This is a genomic window from Kitasatospora cheerisanensis KCTC 2395, assembly GCF_000696185.1.
Lineage (GTDB): Bacteria > Actinomycetota > Actinomycetes > Streptomycetales > Streptomycetaceae > Kitasatospora > Kitasatospora cheerisanensis.
In genome coordinates this window covers 1371745-1387531 of the sequence record NZ_KK853997.1, presented here as the reverse complement: position 1 = coordinate 1387531, position 15787 = coordinate 1371745, and the positions used below count along the sequence as shown (strand labels likewise).

Here is a 15787-nt window from a genome sequence, read left to right as displayed (position 1 = left end):
CGTACAATTCCCGACATGGATTCCGCGCCGCGCTCCGTCGCGATCGCCGCCACGGACGGCATGCTGCACCTCGAACTCGCCCTGGCGTACGAGGTGTTCGGCTCGGCCCCGGCCGCCGTGACGGTCCCCTGGTACCAGGTGAGGGTGTGCGGCCCGCACGCCGTCCGGGTCGGCCGCTTCCTGCTGGAGCCGGACTGCGGGCTCGACCGGCTCGCCGAGGCCGGCACCGTGATCGTCCCGGCCCTGGCCGACATCGACCGGGACCCGCCGGCCGACCTGGTCGAGGCGGTGCGCGCGGCCCACCGGGCGGGCGCGCGGGTGGTCTCGCTGTGCACGGGCGCGTTCGTGCTCGCCGCCGCCGGCCTGCTGGACGGGCTGCGCGCCACCACGCACTGGGCGCACACCGGGGAACTGGCCGCCCGCCACCCGCTGGTCGAGGTCGACCCGGACGTGCTCTACGTCGACAACGGCAGCGTGCTCACCTCCGCCGGCAAGAGCGCGGCGATGGACCTGTGCCTGCACCTGGTCCGCCGCGACCACGGCGCGGCGGTCGCCAACGTGGCCGCCCGGCGGCTGGTCGTCCCGCCCCACCGGGCCGGCGGGCAGGCCCAGTTCGTCGTCACGCCGGTGCCCGAGCAGGACGGTCACCCGCTGGCCGAGCTGCTCCCGTGGGTGATGCGCCGGCTGGACCGGCCGCTCACCGTCGAGGACCTGGCCCGCCGCGCCAACCTGAGTTCGCGTCACCTCGGCCGCCAGTTCCGCGCGGTGACCGGCACCACCCCGCTGCAGTGGCTGCTGACCCAGCGGATCCGCCGCGCCCAGGAGCTGCTGGAGTCCACCGACGACAGCATCGAGGCCGTCGCCGAGGCCTCCGGGCTGGGCACGGCGACCACGCTGCGCCGGCACTTCCACCGCACCCTCGGCGTCCCGCCGGACGCCTACCGCCGCACCTTCCGGACCTGAGGCCCGGTCAGGACGGGGCGAGCGCCTCGGCGTACGCGGCAGCGGCGGCCCGGGCGTTGAGCGCGTGGTGGGTGGCGGCGGTGGTGATGTCCCGCCAGTGCCGCTGGAGCGGGTCGTGCGGATGGTGCACGCGGGCGCCGGACGCGTGGAACAGCCCGTCGGCGGTGGCCACGGACCAGGCGGCGGCGGTGGCCGCGTCGCGGCGGCCGCGCGCGGTGAGCAGCGGGGTGGGCGCGGTCCGGTCGGCGGTGCGGGCGGCGCGTTCGAGGAGCAGCCGGGCGGCGTCGATCCGGGCGGAGCTCTCGGCCAGCAGGCGCTCGGTGTCCGGGTGCGGGGGAGCGGCGGCCCGCCAGGCGTCGAGCGCGCCCTGCGCCGCTCCGACGATCGGCATCGCGAACATCGGGGCGCCGACCATCAGCGAGGGGACGCGGTGGCACGGGGCGGCGCCGTCCTCCAGCGGCCGCTCCAGCCGCTCGAAGGCGAAGGTGAGGTGCCGGGGGACGTGCACGGGCGCCAGCTGGACGCTGTGGCTGCCGGTGCCGCGCATGCCGAGGGTGTGCCAGCTGTCGAGGATCGTCCAGTGGGCGCGCGGGACGGCGAAGACGCGGTGCTCGGGCCCGCCGGGCCGGGGACGAGGGCGCCGAGCAGGATCCACCGCGCGTGGGTGACGCCGCTGGCGGTGTTCCACCGGCCGTGCAGGCGCCAGCCGCCGTCCTCCTCGACGGCCGTTCCCTGCGGGGCGATCGAGGTGGCGATCAGGGTGTCGGGGCCGTCGGCCCACAGCTGCTGCCGCCCCGGTTCGGGCAGGTAGGAGGCGAGTCGTCCGTGCGCGGCGTAGAGGGTGGCGCACCAGGCGGTGGACAGGCAGGTCCGCCCGAGTTCGGTGGCGGCGTCCAGCAGGGCGGAGAAGGAGCCGGCGCTGCCGCCGAGGTGCCGGGGGACGAAGTGCCGGGCGAAGCCGGCCCGGACGACGGCCGTCGCGGCGCGGGCGCTGATGCGGCGCCGGCGGTCGGTGGCGAGGTGCTCGCTGCGGGCGATCCGGGCGATGTTCCGCACCGCGGCCTCGTCGAAGCCGGTGGCGGTGGAGGCCGCGGCCGGCAACCGCGGCGCGGCGTCGGCCGGGGCGGGCAGCAGGGTGTCGACGCGGTTCACGGGGCCACCTGGAACGGGACGGTCGGGCGCGGGGCGCTCCGGCGCGCGGCGGGGACGTGGGGGAGGCGGGGGAGGTGGGTGAGCTGGGCCGTGGCGAGGGTGGTGGGGCCCTGGGCGGCGGTGAGCCGGGTGGCGTGCAGGCCGGCGGCGGTGGCGCCCGGCTGCGCGGTGAGCAGGACGGGGGCGTCCGGCTCGCCGAAGGCGTTGAAGGTCGCGGCCAGCCGGGTCAGGCCGGCCCGGGCCGCAGCGCCGGACGGGGCCGCGGCGGTGGCGGCCTGCAGGAACGCCTCCAGCAGCACCATGCCGGGGGTGTGGTCGCACGGGTGGTCGTACAGCACCGGGTGGGTGGTGTCGACGTCGAGGCGGAAGGCGCCGGGGGCGTCCTCGGGGGTGCGGGCGAGCAGCACGTCGCGCTGCCGGGCGCAGCCGGCCTCGTGGGCTGCGAGCCGGCGGGGGGCGAGCGCCTCGGGGTGGCGGCGGCGGCCAGGGCGTCCTGGCGGGCGCGGGTGCGGGCGAGCGCGTAGAGGCGCGGGTCGAGGATCTCCCAGCGCATCCGGACGCGGGCGAGGGCGGCGCCGTCGGCGAGCACGGCCGCGTCGAGGGTCAGGCCCTGGCGGCGGGGCGTGCGGGCGTTGCGGGTGCAGGTGATGTCGAGCAGCACCGGGCGCGGGGCGGGGGCGGCGGGGGCCCCGGTGGCCAGTTCCAGTTCGAGGGCGTTGAGCACGAACGGGTGGTTGCGGGGGCGCCGTAGACCTGGTGCGACAGGTGGATCAGGCTCTGTCGGACGGTTTCCACCACCAGCAGCGGGTCGGCGGGCCGGCGGCGGAGGGGGCGCCGGGGGCGGGGAGGAAGCGGTCGCGGTGCCAGCGGGCGGCGACCGCGACGTGGTCCTCGGCCAGGCGGACCGCGTCGGTGAGGAAGACCTCCCCGGCGGCACTCTTGTGGACGGCGTCGGGCGACATGAGCGACGAGAAGGAGAGCCCGCGGACGGGCTGGGCGGGTATGTGGTGCGGCGGTGCGACGGTGCTGGTGGTCATTCCGATCTCCCCATTCGGGCCGTACCGAGCGGTGGCCGCCGACGCCTCGGAAGCCCTCGGAGGGGCCTGGCCGGGCGGCCGTTTGAGCACGATGAGAAAATATACCTCTGGGAAGGTATATTGCTAGGGGGAATCGAACGTAAGGAAGGATCAGTGAGCTGTGACTCAGAGACAGGCTGACGCGACCCCACCGCTGTGGTCGACGGCCAGGACCGGAGCGTCCGCGGTGCCGCAGGGGCCCGACTTGCGGCAGGACCGGGCGGTGCGGACCCGCGCGGAGATCCTGCGCTGCGCGGCGCGGCTCTTCGCGGAGCGGGGCTACCAGCAGACCGGCATCAAGGACGTCGCCGAGCAGGTGGGGATGACCAAGGGCGCCGTCTACTTCCACTTCCCCAACAAGCAGGCCCTGGCGGTCGCGGTGGTCGAGGCGCTCTACGCGACCTGGCCCCGCACGCTGGAGGCGGTCCGGGCCAAGGGCCTGTCCCCGCTGGACACCGTGATCGAGATGTTCAACGAGGCGACCTCCGCCTTCCTGAACGACCCGATCATGCAGGCCGGCACCCGCCTGCAGAACGAGCGCGACGTCATCGACGTCGAACTCCCGCTGCCGTACGTGGACTGGACGACGCTGATCTCCTCGCTGCTGCGCGAGGCCGCCGCCCAGGGGCAGCTGGCCGAGGACGTGGACCCGGAGGTCGCCGCCCGGGTCGCGGTCGCCGCCTTCTTCGGCGCGCAGCACATCTCCAACAACCTCTACGACCGGGCGGACTTCGCCGAACGCTGGAGGGAGGTGCGGGACCTGCTGTTCCCGGCCCTGCGCGCCAAGCCGCGCGGCCCGGGCAACGGCTGACCCGCGAACCCCCTCCGCGGAGGGGGTGACAGCCGCCCTCCCCGGCCGCCCGCCCGCCGGGGCCGGGGCGCGGGCCCGGACCGGGCCCGCCGGGCGGCGGTTCGGCCTGCCCGGCGCGCTCCGGGCGGGCCCGGTTCGGCCCGCCCGCTCGGGGCGGGCCAGGTCTTCGAGGAGCTGGTGGTGTCAGTGGCCGCGCGCCTGGTGTTCAGCGACGTCGACGAGACGCTGATCGACTGCAAGAGCATGTTCGACTTCCTCGACTTCCACCTCGGGCGCCGCTACGGGCCGGCCGGGCTGCGCCGGGCCCGCGCGGTGCGCGCGGACCTGGCGGCGGCGGTCGCCTCCGGGGTGCCGCGGGAGCGCGCGAACCGGACGTACTACCGGGCGTGGGTCGGCGAACCGGCCGCGGCGGTGGGGGAGTCGGGCCGTGCCTGGTTCGCGGAGCGGGCGCGCGAGGACGGCTTCTGGATCGCGTCGGTCCGCGAGGCGCTGGCCGCGCACCGGGCGGCCGGCGACCGGATCGTGCTGGTGTCCGGCTCGTTCGCGGCGATCGTCAAGCCGCTCGCCCGGCACGTCGGGGCGGCCGTGCTGTGCAGCCGCCCGGAGGTGCGCGGCGGGGTGTTCACCGGCGGGCTGGCGGGCGCTCCGGTGATCGGCGAGGAGAAGCGCAGGCTGGTGCGGGGGGTGCTGCGCGCCCTGCCGCACGTCGATCCGGCGCGCTGCTACGCGTACGGCGACCACGTGTCCGACCTGCCGATGCTCGCCGAGGTCGGGCACCCCGTCCTGGTCGGCGCCCCGCAGCTGGCCGCCCGCCTGCCCGGGGCCCGGCTGCTGCCCGGGGCGCCGGCTCCGGCCGAGCGCCCCGTGCTCAGTCGGATGTTCGTCTCCGCTTCCGGCGCGTGGCTCTGACCTGCGCGGACAACCCTGATCGGGTGTCGAAGGACAGGCACTCGAACGGGCTCCGAAGAAAATACCTTCCCAAAGGTATGTTGCCTGTGGCACGATCGGATCATCGCGGTGAACCCCGCTCTCGGGAGAATTCCTACCCGTAGGAATCTTCTTCGGGCGGTCGAGTGCAGACGTCCACGCTGAGACGAGGTTGGATTCGATGAGCAGGTCCTCATCCGTAACTCTGGAACGCCCGGAACGCTCCGACTCCCCGCTGCGGGGGGAGGGGCCGTCGTCCGTCGAGATATCGCTGCGCTGGGGCGACGTGGACTCCTACGGGCACGTCAACAACTGCGAGATCGTGCGGATCATCGAGGAGGCCCGGGTCCGGTGGCTGCTCGCCGGCGGGGTCTTCGAGGGTGAGGCCGCGGTGGTGGCCTCGCACGAGATCGGGTACCTGCGGCCGCTGCGGTACTCGGTGGAGCCGGTCTCGGTCGAGCTGTGGACGTCGAACATCCGGCGGTCGAGCTTCGAGTTCAACTTCCGGATCCTCGACGACCGGAAGCAGGTCAGCGTGAAGGCGGTGAGCCGGATGGTCGTGTTCGACCTCGAGTCCCAGGAGTGCCGCAGCATCGGTCCGAGGCTGCGCGAGCACCTGGGCCGGTCGAGCGGCGCCCGTCTGTAAGTCCCCCGTCCCCCCACGGTCGCGCGGATCGTCCGCGCGGCGGCTGTCCGGTCCGCCGGTCGGCGCGGGGCCCCCGGCAGGTGCGGGTCACCGGGCCTGCGGGGGTGGCCCGGTCGGCGCGGTCGCGGGCCCGGAGCGGAGCCGTCGCCACTTGATTGACCGTGGCCCGTCAAATTTCTTCTCTTCTCTCATGGCAGGAGTGTTCTCGGTGCAGCTCGACGCGGATCGCTTGTCCGCCCTCGGTGTGTATTTCGACCGCCAGGTCGAGGAAGGCCGGTTGCCCGGCTGGACGTGCGTGGTCGCCCAGCGCGGGGAGGTGAAGTACGCGGCGTCCGGCGGGATGGCGGACATCGCCAAGGGCAGCCCGATGAAGACCGACAGCGTGTTCCGGGCCTGGTCGCTGAGCAAGGCGATGACCTCGGTCGCGTTCATGACGCTGGTCGAGAAGGGCCTGGTCGCGCTGAACGACCCGGTCGCCGACTACCTGCCGGGCTTCGACCGGATGCGGGTCTACCGGACGGGCCTGGCGGAGGCGCCGATCACCGAGGGCCTGGTCGAGCCGATGCGGATCTGGCACCTGCTCACCCACACCTCCGGCCTCGGCTACGGCTCCCACCAGTCCCACGCGGTGGACTCGCTGTACTCCGGCGCCGGCTACGCGCTCGGCGTGCCGCCGGAGACCGACCTGAAGGCCGCCACCGAGGCCTGGGGCTCGTTCCCGCTGCGCTTCCAGCCCGGCACCGCCTGGAACTACGGCGTCAGCACCGACGTGCTGGGCCGCGTCATCGAGGTGGTCTCCGGCCGCAGCCTGGACGCCTACCTCGCCGAGGCCCTGTTCGAGCCGCTCGGCCTGCGCGACACCGGCTTCCACGTCGCCGAGTCCGAGGCCCACCGCTACGCCGAGATCTACACCCCCGGCCCGGAGGGCGGCCTCGCGCCGCTCGGCCTGCCGGTCGACACCAAGGCGCCGCTGTTCCTCTCCGGCGGCGGCGGCATCTACACCACCGCCGAGGACTACACCGCGTTCCTCGGCATGCTCGCCGCCGACGGCCGCATCGCCGGCACCGACGACCACCTGCTGTCGCCGATGACCGTCGCCTCGATGCGCTCCAACCACCTGCCCGGCGACACCGTCCTCGGCTCCGGCTACGGCTACTGGCCCGTCCCCGCGATCAACGAGCTGATGACCTCCGTCGGCTTCGGCCTGGGCTTCATGACCGTCAAGACCCCGCACCAGAGCCACTGGCTGACCCGCGAGGGCGAGTACGGCTGGCTCTCGGCGAGCAGCACCAACTTCTTCGTCGACCCCTCGACGGGCGTGACCGCGGTGATCGTGCCGCAGCTCTTCCCGTCGCGGACCCTGCCGATCGCGAACCGGCTGCGCCAGTTCGTCTACCAGTCCTACCGGTGAAAGGAAACCGCCCCATGACCACCGTGACCGCCAAGGCGCCCCCCGCGGCGCCCGCGACGGAGGGCTTCAGCGGATTCGGACAGGCGACACTGCTGGTCGCCGCCGCCCTGACCACCGTCGACGCGTTCATCGTCAACGTGGCCCTGCCGTCCATCCAGGACTCCTTCGAGGTCTCCGCGTCCACCTCGCAGTTCGTGGTCAGCTGCTACGGCATCACCTACGCCGTGCTGCTGGTCCTCGGCGGCCGCTTCGGCGACCGCTTCGGGCGCCGCCGGCTGATCCAGATCGGCATCACGGCGTTCACCCTCGCCTCCGCGGCCTGCGGCCTCGCTCCGAACATCGGCACCCTGATCGCCGCCCGCGTCGTGCAGGGCGCGGCCGCGGCGCTGCTGCTGCCGCAGGTGCTGTCCACCATCCAGGCCGCGCTGGTCGAACCCGCCAGGACCCGGGCGGTCAGCCACTACGGCGCGGTCGGCGGCCTGTCGGCCGCGGTCGGGCAACTGCTCGGCGGCCTGTTCGTCTGGGCCGACATCGCCGGCCTGGGCTGGCGGCCGATCTTCCTGGTCAACGTGCCGCTGGGCGTCCTCGCCGTGCTCGGCACCCGCCGCTGGGTGCCCGAGACCAGGGCCCAGCAGCGCCAGGGCGCGGACCTCGGCGGCACCGCCCTGTTCGGCGCGTTCGTGCTGGCGCTGCTGATCCCGCTCAGCATGGGCCGGCAGTCGCACTGGCCGCTGTGGTGCTGGGCGCTGCTGGTGCTGGCCGCCGTCGCCGGCGTGGTGCTGTGGCGCTACGAGAAGGGCGTGGAGGACGGCGGCACCGCCCCGCTGGTCTCGCCGGCCCTGCTGCGGCAGGCCGTCATGCGCCGGGGCCTGCTCGTCCTCGGCAGCGGCTTCCTCGCCTTCGGCGGCTTCATCTTCGTCTTCGCGCTGGCCCTGCAGGGCGGCAACGGCATGGACGCCTTCGAGTCCGGCCTGTCGATGGCGCCGATGGCGCTCGGCCAGTTCCTCGCCGCGGTGCGCGCCCCCAAGCTGATCGGACGGATCGGCGTGCGCACCCTGCAGGCCGGCGGCGCCGCCCAGGTCCTCGGCCTGGTCTGCCTGATCGTGCCCGCCCTGGTGTGGTGGCCGCACCTGCGCTTCTACCACCTGATCGTCGGCATGTTCCTGATCGGCGTCGGCAACGGCCTGTTCGTGCCGACCGTCTACCGCACCGTGCTGTCCTCGATCCCGCCGGAGCGGATCGGCGTCGGCAGCGGCATCGTCACCACCACCCAGCAGACCACCCTGGCCCTGGGCGTCGCCCTGCTCGGCGCGGTCTTCGCCGGGGTGAGCGCGGCGAGCGGCACCCGGGCCGGCTTCGTCGCGGTGGCCGCCGCCTTCCTGGTGGTCGCCGCCCTGTTCACCCTGTTCGGCAACCACCTGCAGGGCCGGCGCGAGAACAAGGAGGCCTGATGCGCATCGACGGCCTCTACCTCAACGGCTGCGCCACCGCCTACCCCGCCACCCGCGTCCCGCTGTCCCTCGCCGTCGAGCAGGGGCTGCTCCACGACGCCGACGAGTCGCTGGGCGACCCGCAGGTCCCGGTCCACGACGAGGACCGCCCGGCCGCCGACCTCGCCGTCGACGCGCTGGAGCAGACCCTCAAGGAGACCGGCGCCGACCCCCGGGAGATCGACCTGCTGCTGCACTGCGGCTGGTGGCACCAGGGCTGGGACATCTGGAGCGCCGCGCACTACGTGGCGCACCGCACCGACGCGCTCGGCGCGCTGCCGGTCAACCTGTCGCAGGGCTGCAACGCCCCGATGGCGGCGCTGGAACTCGCCACCCGCTCGATGCTCGCCGACCCCGGCGTCCGGACCGCCGCCGTCACCGCCTCCGACGCGATGCTCGCGCCCCGCGTCGACCGGTGGAACCTCAACTACGGCTGCGTGCACGGCGACGCCGGCACCGCGCTGCTGGTGCAGCGCGGGCCCGCCGCCGGCAACTCCTTCCGGATCCTCTCGGTGGCCTCCACCGCCGCCCCCGAACTGGAGGAGATGAACCGCTCCGGCCTTCCCCCCACCAGCGGCCCCGCCCTGCGCGGCGACGGCACCGTGGACCTCAAGGCCGCCAAGAAGGCCTACCTGACGCAGTACGGCATCCAGGGCTTCACCAGCCGCTCCGGCGCCTCGCTCACGGCGTGCGTCGGCCGGGCGCTGGAGGACGCCGGACTCACCGGCGCGGAGGAGCGGATCCGCACCGTCACCGTCCCCCGGCTGAGCCGGAAGATCTTCGACCAGGTCTACCGGCCGCTGCTCGGCCCGTTCTTCGGCGAGCACAAGCTCCGCTGGCAGGGCGGCGAGAGCGCCCACCTGGGCGTCGCCGACGTCGGCGCGAACATCGCCGACACGCACGCCCGCGGCGAGCTGAACCCCGGCGAGGTGACCGTGGTCGTCAACGCCGGCGGCGGCTACACCTGGTCCTGCCTGGTCCTGGAGGCGGCGTGATCGACGTCCTGATCGTCGGCGCCGGCCCCACCGGCCTGACCGCCGGCTGCCTGCTGGCCCGGGCCGGGCTGCGGGTGCGCGCCGTCCGCAAGCACCGGCCGTTCAGCGGCCACTCCCGGGCCTCGGTGATCTGGCCGCACGCCCTGGAGATCCTGGCGGACACCGGCGCCCTGGACGCCGTCGCCGCCACCGGCGGACGGGTCACCGCCCTCGGCTACTACTCCTCCGGCACACCCATCGCCCGGTTCGAGCTCGACCGGCTGACCGACACCCGCTTCGGCTACGCCCTCGGAGCCTCCCAGCACGACACCGAGGCCGCCCTGGAGGCGGCGTTCCGGGCGGCCGGCGGCGAACTGGAGGACGGCGAAGTCGTCGACCTCGAACAGGACGACGGCCAGGTCCGGGTCCGGGTCCGCGCCGACGGCCGCGACCTCCAGCACAGCGCCCGCTACCTGATCGGCGCCGACGGCGCGTCAAGTACCGTGCGGGACCTGCTCGGCATCACGATGGCGGACGTCGGGCCCAGGGTCCGGTTCCGGATCGCCGACGCCCTGGTCGACGGCCTGCCCGGCGACGAGGCCGGCTACTGCTGGACACCCGGCGGAGGGCTGGCCATCGGCCCGCACGACCGCCACGCCTTCCGGCTCGCCCACCGGCTGGCGCCCGGCTCGCCGGACGCCGCCGCACCCGCCGACCCGGCGGCCTTCCAGCGCATCCTCGACGAACGCGGCCCGCGCCACGCGCGCCCCGTCGTCCGGGAGATCCTCGCCACCGCCGACTTCGACACCCGCTTCGCCGTCGCGGACCGCTTCGGCGCCGGGCGGTGCTTCCTCGCGGGCGATTCCGCCCACCTGATGGCACCGGCCGGCGGTCAGGGAATGAATGCCGGAATGCTTGACGCGGCAGCCCTTTCCCGGCGTATTGTCGAGGCACGGAAGAACGGCACGGAAGAAGATTTCCTGCCGGACTACGACACGGAACGGCAGAATGCGATCCGCCTGATCATGGCGACCGCCGTCGAGCACGCGAAGGACGGCGGGCTCGGCGCCGAGGCCGACATCGCCGACCGTGACCGCCGCTACGCGGCGATCGGCTCCGACCCGCAGGCCCACCTGGAGCGGGTCGCCCGGATGTGCCAGCTGCACGTCCCCGGCCACCGGCCGGCCCGGGTCTGACCCCCGCCTCCGGGCCCCGCCCGGGAGGAACCTCCGGAGTATTCCGCAGAGAATCCCGGGGCGGCCCCCGAAATGCGGGGAGAAATCCCCGCCGCACGTCATCGCATGAATTCCAGGAATTCCCGAAGAAATGGATGAAAAAGTGATCACTGTCGTTTCCGACGAGGTCGTCCGCACCACCACCCTCGACATCATCGTGGACGAGCTGGAGCTCGACATCGAGCCCGCCGACGTCGACGTGGACGCCGACCTGATCGACGTCTACGGCGCCGACTCGCTCGGCCTGATCCAGGTGCTGGCCCGGGTGAACAAGCAGCTGTCGATCCGGGTGCCGCGCGAGCAGGTCGTCGACCTGCGCACGGTGACCCTGCTGGTGCAGCGGATCATCGAGATCCGTGACGGCAAGGGCGCCGACCAGTGAGCCGGGCGCGCCGGGTCGTGGTCACCGGCCTGGGCTGCGTGAGCAGCATCGGGACCGGGGCGAAGGAATTCACCGAGGGCATCCGGGCCGGCCGCAGCGGGATCGGCCCGATCACCTCCTTCGACAGCAGCGAGCTCCCGTCGCACCTGGCCGGCGAGGTCCAGGGGTTCGACCCCGCCGGGATCGTCCGCCGCATCGATCTGGCGGAGTGGGCCGCACCGCGCACTTCGCGGCCGCCGCCGCCCGGCTGGCCGTCGAGGACGCCGGGATCGAGTTCGACGAGGACACCCGCGCCACCACCGGCGCGATCATCGGCACCACCAACGGCGAGGCGCCCTCCGTGGACACCCTCACCCGGCAGTGGCTGGAGGGCGGCCCGGCGAGCATCTCCGCCGACCTGGTGGCCAAGATCCCCGCCGGGAACATCGCGGCGGCGGTCTCGGTCGAACTCGGACTGTACGGCGAGACGGTGGTCATCCCGACCGCCTGCTCCGCGGCCAACTACGCGATCGGCAGCGCCGCCGACAAGATCATCGCCGGCGAGTCCGAGGTGATGGTGGCCGGCGGCGCGGACAGCGTCAACCGCTTCACCCACGCCGGCTTCCACAGCCTGGGCGCGGTCGCCGACGAGGTCCCGCAGCCGTTCGACCGGGACCGCACCGGCATCGTCACCGCCGAGGGCGGCGCCGTCCTGGTGCTGGAGGAGCTGGAGCACGCCAAGGCCCGCGGCGCCCACATCTACGCCGAACTGCTCGGCTACGGACTCAGCTGCGACGCCCACCACATCGTCCACCCGGACGCGGAGAGCATCGCCGACTGCATCCGCCGGGCGCACGCCAACGCCGGCATCGCCGCGGAGGACGTGGACTGGATCAGGCGCCCACGGCACCGGCACCCCCACCAACGACATCACCGAAGTCACCGCCACCCGGCTGGTGTTCGGCGACCGGCACCCCCCGATGAGCTCCCTGAAGTCGATGCTCGGCCACACCATGGGCGCGGCCAGCGGCTTCGGCGCGATCGCCTGCTGCAAGGCCATCGAGGAATCGTTCCTGCCGCCCACCATCAACCTCCGCACCGCGGACCCGGCCTTCGGCGAGGGCATCGACTTCGTCGGCGACGGCGCCCGGACCGCCGACGTCCGGATCGCCCAGAACCACGGCTTCGCGTTCGGCGGCAACAACGCCATCACCATTTTCGGCGCCTACACCGACCGCGAGCCGGCCGGAGCGCAGGAGGAAGGACGATGACCACCCAGGAACTCGGCATCACCCACGCGGCGGTGCTCTCCGCCGCCGGCGTCGGCCTCGACGCGCTCCGCGAGCGCCTGCGCGAGCCGCCGCCGCCCCGCTCGGCGCCGACCCGGCCCCCGCCGACGCCGACCAGTACGCCGGACTGCCGGGCCGCGTCGCCGCCGTCCCGGCTTCGCGATCACCGACTACGTGCCGCGGAAGGGCACCAAGAACCTCGACCGCAGCACCGCCCTCGGCCTCGCCGCCAGCACCCTGCTCAAGCAGGAACTCGGCGCCAGGCCCGGCACCACCGACGCCTCCTGGGAGACCACCGGCATCGCGATGGGCACCACCGTCGGCAGCCTGCGCAGCAGCATCCAGCTCGACATCGACGTCATCCGAGGGCAAGGGCATCGACCTGGTCAACCCCGCGGTCTTCCCCAACACCACGATGAACTGCTGCGCCAGCCAGATCGCCATCTGGCACCACTTCCGCGGCCCCAACGCCACCGTCGCCAACGGCACCGTCAGCGCGCTGTCCGCGCTGCGCTACGCCTCCCGGCTGATCCGCTGCGGGCACGCCCACCGGATGCTGGTCGGCGGCGTCGAGGAACTGTCCCCGCACACCGCGTGGGGCACCCGCCTCAAGGGCGAGGTCGACGAGACGGTGGCGATCGGCGAGGGCGCGGCGCTGCTCGCCCTGGAGCCCGCCAGCGCCGACGGCCCGCCCGCGCTGGCCACCGTCACCGCCTGCGAGGTGCTGTTCACACCCGAACGCGGCACCGAGGGCCGCGCCACCGCCCTGCGCCGCGCCGTGGACCGCGCCACCGCCGCCGCGGCCGACGCCGGCGTCGACATCCGCCTGGTGCTGCCCGGCAACGTCGGCACCGCCCTCGCCGCCGCCGAACAGGCCGCCCTCGACGGCGCCGACGCCCTGGCCGGCGTCGAACGGGTCGACGTCCGCACCGCGGTCGGCGAGTGCGGCGGCGCGCTGGGCGCCATGCAGCTGGCCGCCGCGCTCGCCCTCGGCGAGCCCGGCAGCGGGGTGCTGATCACCGGCATCGACGCCTCCGGCGCGGTGGCCGCGGCGGTCCTCACCCTCGGGGCCGCCTCGTGACCCCGGCCGCGGCCCCGGTCCTGGCCGGGGCCCCGGCCCCGGCCGGCGCCCGGGTGCGCCGGGAGCTGGTGCACCGCGCCAACGAGCAGGAGGTGCTGGTCTCCCCGCCCCGGCGGGAGCCCGGCGGCGGCTACCGCAGCACCACCGCCACCGACGCCGTCAGCCCCTACTACCGCGACCACCCCGGCCCGCCGCTGCTCGACGCGCTGCTGCTGGTCGAGGCCTGCCGGCAGGCCGCGCTCAGCGCCGCGCACGAGTACGAGGGCCTCTCCACCGGCATCGCGTTCTTCTTCAACTCGATCGACCTGGAGCTCACCGACCCGGCCGCGCTGGCCGCCGCCGGCGGCGAACTGGCGATCACCACCGGGTTCGAGGCGCTGCGGCTGCGGTCCGACGGCTCGCCCAAGCAGATCGCCTACACCCAGCACTGCACCACCCCCGGCGGGGAGCCGGCCGCCCGCGCCTCGATGGCCGTCCAGGGCGTCCCGAAGGACCGCTACCAGGAGCTGCGGGCCTACCAGCGGGCGGGCTCGCCCCCGCCGACCACGGCCGAACTGCGCGGCGCCGCGCCCCGGCCGGGCACCCTGGCCGCCCCGGGCAGTGTGGCCCGGACGCTGGCCGCCAACGTCGTCCTCGCCGACCTCCGCACCGGCGCGGACACCGTCGAGGCCACCCTGGCCCCCGACCTGGCCAACGCCAGCCTGTTCGACCACGACTACGACCACTTCCCGGCGATGGTCCTGATCGAGGCCGGCCGCCAGCTCGCCCTGCACGCCACCGGCGACCCCACCGCCCACGTGGTGACCGCGGTCCGCGCGACCTTCCCGCAGTTCGCCGAACTCGACGCCCCCACCAGCGTGGTGGCGGCGCGCCGGGAGCAGTGGGTGGACGTGGAGTGCCTCCAGCACGGGCTGCCCGTCACCCGCATGTCGTTCCGGGTCGCCCCGGCGGGGGAGGCGCGGTGACCGGCCACGCGATCTGGACCGACTTCCGCGGCGTCCTCACCCCGCCGCTGCGGGAGGGCCTGCGCCGCTACTGCGAGGGCAAGCCGTTCACGCCCGAACAGCTCGGCCCGTGCCTGCGGGCGCTCGCCGACGCCCACGGCTGCCCGGACGGCATGGCGGTGCTGGACTCCGGGATCCTCGACGAGCGGCAGTGGACCCGCCGGATCGCCGAGGAGCTGTCCGCCCGGTACGGCATCGACGCCGACCTGTCCGGCCTCGGCGCCGAGTGGTGGAGCGACCGCCGGGTCGACACCGAGTGGATCGGCGCCCTGCTGCGCTGGCGCTCGGCGGGCGTCTTCGTCGGGATGATCTCCAACCTCCCCGCCGACTGGAAGGAGCACTTCGCCGGCTTCGGCCCCTGGGAGCAGATGTTCGACGAGGTGCTGCTCTCCTGCGACGTCGCCGCCCGCAAGCCCGACCCGCGGATGTTCCGCCTCGCCGAGCGCCGCTCCGGCCTCCCGCCGCAGGCCAACGTCCTGGTCGACGACCTGGACGACAACCTGGCCGGCGCCCGCCGCGCCGGCTGGACCGCGATCCCCGGCGGCGGGTCCTCCACTCCCGCCGCCGTCGCCCGGATCGACGCCCTGCTGCGCACCCCCGCCACCGTTTCCGCCGCAACCGACACCCACCACTACCAGGGAGCAGCACGATGACCAGCCGAGGAGTGTTCGTCACCGGTGCCAGCCGAGGCATCGGCGCCGCGATCGCCGCCGACCTGAACAAGCGCGGCTACCGCGTGGTCGGCACATCCCGCACCACCACCACGCCCGACGTGGAAGGCGTCTCCTTCGTCCACTGCGACGTCCGCGACGCGCAGTCGGTGGCCACCGCCGCCGCCCAGGCCCGCGAGATCCTCGGCGAGATCGACATCGTCGTCAACTGCGCCGGCATCATGAACGACGGCCTGCTGCTCACCCAGACCCACGAGGCCGTCCAGGACGTCCTGGACACCAACCTCACCGGCTCCATCAACGTCGCCCGCGAGACCGTGCCCGACATGATGGGCAACAAGTGGGGCCGGCTGGTCTTCGTGTCCTCGATCGTCGCGCTGTGGGGCTCGCCCGGGCAGGTCAACTACGCGGCCTCCAAGAGCGGCCTGATCGGCCTCGCCCGCTCGCTGGCCTGGGAGCTCGGCCGCGCCGGCATCACCTCCAACGTGGTGCTGCCCGGCCTGGTCGAGACCGACATGATCGCCGACCTCTCCGAGGCCCGGCGCAAGGAGATCATCTCCCAGACGCCGCTGCGTCGGACCGGCCGGCCCGAGGAGGTGGCCGCCCTGGTCGCCTACCTGGTCTCCGAGGACGCCGGGTTCATCACCGGCTCGTCGATCCCGATCGGCGGCGGCGTCGGCATGGGCGTGTGACGCC

Annotated in this window: 19 protein-coding genes and 2 pseudogenes; 16 read left to right on the top strand and 5 right to left on the bottom strand. The window is 74.2% G+C overall.

Annotation, left to right across the window (positions count from 1 at the left end; translation table 11 throughout):
- Positions 1 to 15 precede the first annotated feature (15 nt).
- Positions 16 to 963, top strand: coding sequence for a helix-turn-helix domain-containing protein (locus tag KCH_RS06165; RefSeq protein ID WP_035859840.1), 948 nt, complete (start codon positions 16 to 18; stop codon positions 961 to 963).
- Between the two features lie 7 nt (positions 964 to 970).
- Here KCH_RS06165 and KCH_RS39255 read toward each other — a convergent pair whose 3' ends face one another.
- From KCH_RS39255 to KCH_RS06150, 4 genes are all read right to left on the bottom strand, one after another.
- Positions 971 to 1471: an acyl-CoA dehydrogenase family protein gene (locus KCH_RS39255; RefSeq protein WP_051652812.1), complete on the bottom strand. Its 501-nt coding sequence runs from the start codon at positions 1469 to 1471 to the stop codon at positions 971 to 973.
- On the bottom strand, positions 1378 to 2115 hold the full coding sequence (locus KCH_RS42350) for an acyl-CoA dehydrogenase family protein (RefSeq protein ID WP_051652811.1): 738 nt from the start codon (positions 2113 to 2115) through the stop codon (positions 1378 to 1380). The genes KCH_RS39255 and KCH_RS42350 overlap by 94 nt, the downstream gene beginning before the upstream one ends.
- Positions 2112 to 2663, bottom strand: coding sequence for an AfsA-related hotdog domain-containing protein (locus KCH_RS42345; protein WP_341865474.1), 552 nt, complete (start codon positions 2661 to 2663; stop codon positions 2112 to 2114). The genes KCH_RS42350 and KCH_RS42345 overlap by 4 nt, the downstream gene beginning before the upstream one ends.
- Before the next feature lie 222 nt (positions 2664 to 2885).
- The gene (locus KCH_RS06150; protein WP_035859837.1) at positions 2886 to 3152 is read right to left on the bottom strand and encodes a hypothetical protein; all 267 of its coding nucleotides are present in this window, start codon (positions 3150 to 3152) and stop codon (positions 2886 to 2888) included.
- Positions 3153 to 3414: 262 nt separating this feature from the next.
- On the opposite strand from KCH_RS06150, the gene KCH_RS06145 reads away from it, so the two are divergent.
- The 11 genes and pseudogenes from KCH_RS06145 (at position 3415) to KCH_RS46510 (ending at position 12317) form a co-directional block, all read left to right on the top strand.
- Complete coding sequence (locus KCH_RS06145) at positions 3415 to 4002, top strand: ScbR family autoregulator-binding transcription factor (RefSeq protein WP_244305201.1); 588 nt, start codon at positions 3415 to 3417, stop codon at positions 4000 to 4002.
- 180 nt (positions 4003 to 4182) lie between these two features.
- Positions 4183 to 4911 (top strand): HAD family hydrolase, encoded by a 729-nt coding sequence (locus tag KCH_RS06140; RefSeq protein WP_051652809.1) that lies wholly within the window; start codon positions 4183 to 4185, stop codon positions 4909 to 4911.
- Between the two features lie 199 nt (positions 4912 to 5110).
- Positions 5111 to 5575: an acyl-CoA thioesterase gene (locus KCH_RS06135; RefSeq protein WP_084223317.1), complete on the top strand. Its 465-nt coding sequence runs from the start codon at positions 5111 to 5113 to the stop codon at positions 5573 to 5575.
- A 190-nt stretch (positions 5576 to 5765) separates the two neighbouring features.
- Positions 5766 to 6986, top strand: a complete 1221-nt coding sequence (locus KCH_RS06130) for a serine hydrolase domain-containing protein (protein ID WP_035859835.1) — start codon at positions 5766 to 5768, stop codon at positions 6984 to 6986.
- A 14-nt stretch (positions 6987 to 7000) separates the two neighbouring features.
- Positions 7001 to 8437: an MFS transporter gene (locus KCH_RS06125; RefSeq protein WP_063750124.1), complete on the top strand. Its 1437-nt coding sequence runs from the start codon at positions 7001 to 7003 to the stop codon at positions 8435 to 8437.
- The gene (locus tag KCH_RS06120; RefSeq protein ID WP_035859832.1) at positions 8437 to 9471 is read left to right on the top strand and encodes a ketoacyl-ACP synthase III family protein; all 1035 of its coding nucleotides are present in this window, start codon (positions 8437 to 8439) and stop codon (positions 9469 to 9471) included. Before KCH_RS06125 ends, KCH_RS06120 begins: the two co-directional genes overlap by 1 nt.
- Positions 9468 to 10646 (top strand): FAD-dependent oxidoreductase, encoded by a 1179-nt coding sequence (locus KCH_RS06115; RefSeq protein WP_035859829.1) that lies wholly within the window; start codon positions 9468 to 9470, stop codon positions 10644 to 10646. The genes KCH_RS06120 and KCH_RS06115 overlap by 4 nt, the downstream gene beginning before the upstream one ends.
- A 142-nt stretch (positions 10647 to 10788) precedes the next feature.
- Complete coding sequence (locus KCH_RS06110; RefSeq protein ID WP_035859826.1) at positions 10789 to 11067, top strand: acyl carrier protein; 279 nt, start codon at positions 10789 to 10791, stop codon at positions 11065 to 11067.
- Positions 11064 to 11174 (top strand): annotated as a pseudogene (locus KCH_RS46520) (beta-ketoacyl synthase N-terminal-like domain-containing protein); the annotation flags it as partial. The gene KCH_RS06110 and the pseudogene KCH_RS46520, both read left to right, overlap by 4 nt.
- 101 nt (positions 11175 to 11275) lie before the next feature.
- Positions 11276 to 11881: pseudogene (locus tag KCH_RS46515) on the top strand (beta-ketoacyl synthase N-terminal-like domain-containing protein); the annotation flags it as partial.
- A gap of 121 nt (positions 11882 to 12002) precedes the next feature.
- Positions 12003 to 12317 carry a hypothetical protein gene (locus tag KCH_RS46510; RefSeq protein ID WP_341865351.1) on the top strand — a complete coding sequence of 105 codons (315 nt, stop codon included), beginning with the start codon at positions 12003 to 12005 and terminating at the stop codon, positions 12315 to 12317.
- Positions 12318 to 12505: 188 nt separating this feature from the next.
- On the opposite strand, the gene KCH_RS44095 is transcribed toward KCH_RS46510, so the two are convergent.
- On the bottom strand, positions 12506 to 12688 hold the full coding sequence (locus KCH_RS44095; RefSeq protein ID WP_157031917.1) for a hypothetical protein: 183 nt from the start codon (positions 12686 to 12688) through the stop codon (positions 12506 to 12508).
- Positions 12689 to 12711: 23 nt separating this feature from the next.
- On the opposite strand from KCH_RS44095, the gene KCH_RS44090 reads away from it, so the two are divergent.
- The 4 genes from KCH_RS44090 to KCH_RS06085 are packed head-to-tail and all read left to right on the top strand — an operon-like array spanning position 12712 to position 15783.
- Entirely contained in the window at positions 12712 to 13416 is a 705-nt protein-coding gene (locus tag KCH_RS44090; protein WP_341865473.1) for a beta-ketoacyl synthase N-terminal-like domain-containing protein, read from the top strand.
- The gene (locus KCH_RS41000; RefSeq protein ID WP_035859824.1) at positions 13413 to 14381 is read left to right on the top strand and encodes an AfsA-related hotdog domain-containing protein; all 969 of its coding nucleotides are present in this window, start codon (positions 13413 to 13415) and stop codon (positions 14379 to 14381) included. The genes KCH_RS44090 and KCH_RS41000 overlap by 4 nt, the downstream gene beginning before the upstream one ends.
- The gene (locus KCH_RS45870) at positions 14378 to 15073 is read left to right on the top strand and encodes an HAD family hydrolase (protein WP_051652804.1); all 696 of its coding nucleotides are present in this window, start codon (positions 14378 to 14380) and stop codon (positions 15071 to 15073) included. Before KCH_RS41000 ends, KCH_RS45870 begins: the two co-directional genes overlap by 4 nt.
- Entirely contained in the window at positions 15070 to 15783 is a 714-nt protein-coding gene (locus tag KCH_RS06085) for an SDR family oxidoreductase (protein ID WP_035859823.1), read from the top strand. The genes KCH_RS45870 and KCH_RS06085 overlap by 4 nt, the downstream gene beginning before the upstream one ends.
- Positions 15784 to 15787: the final 4 nt, after the last annotated feature.

Coding starts and splice junctions, on each gene's coding strand:
- KCH_RS06165 (WP_035859840.1), top strand. CDS start 16: ATGGATTCCGCGCCGCGCTCCGTCGCGATCGCCGCCACGGACGGCATG.
- KCH_RS06135 (WP_084223317.1), top strand. CDS start 5,111: ATGAGCAGGTCCTCATCCGTAACTCTGGAACGCCCGGAACGCTCCGAC.
- KCH_RS06125 (WP_063750124.1), top strand. CDS start 7,001: ATGACCACCGTGACCGCCAAGGCGCCCCCCGCGGCGCCCGCGACGGAG.
- KCH_RS44095 (WP_157031917.1), bottom strand. CDS start 12,688: ATGTCGAGCTGGATGCTGCTGCGCAGGCTGCCGACGGTGGTGCCCATC.
- KCH_RS06130 (WP_035859835.1), top strand. CDS start 5,766: ATGGCAGGAGTGTTCTCGGTGCAGCTCGACGCGGATCGCTTGTCCGCC.
- KCH_RS06120 (WP_035859832.1), top strand. CDS start 8,437: ATGCGCATCGACGGCCTCTACCTCAACGGCTGCGCCACCGCCTACCCC.
- KCH_RS06150 (WP_035859837.1), bottom strand. CDS start 3,152: ATGACCACCAGCACCGTCGCACCGCCGCACCACATACCCGCCCAGCCC.
- KCH_RS06085 (WP_035859823.1), top strand. CDS start 15,070: ATGACCAGCCGAGGAGTGTTCGTCACCGGTGCCAGCCGAGGCATCGGC.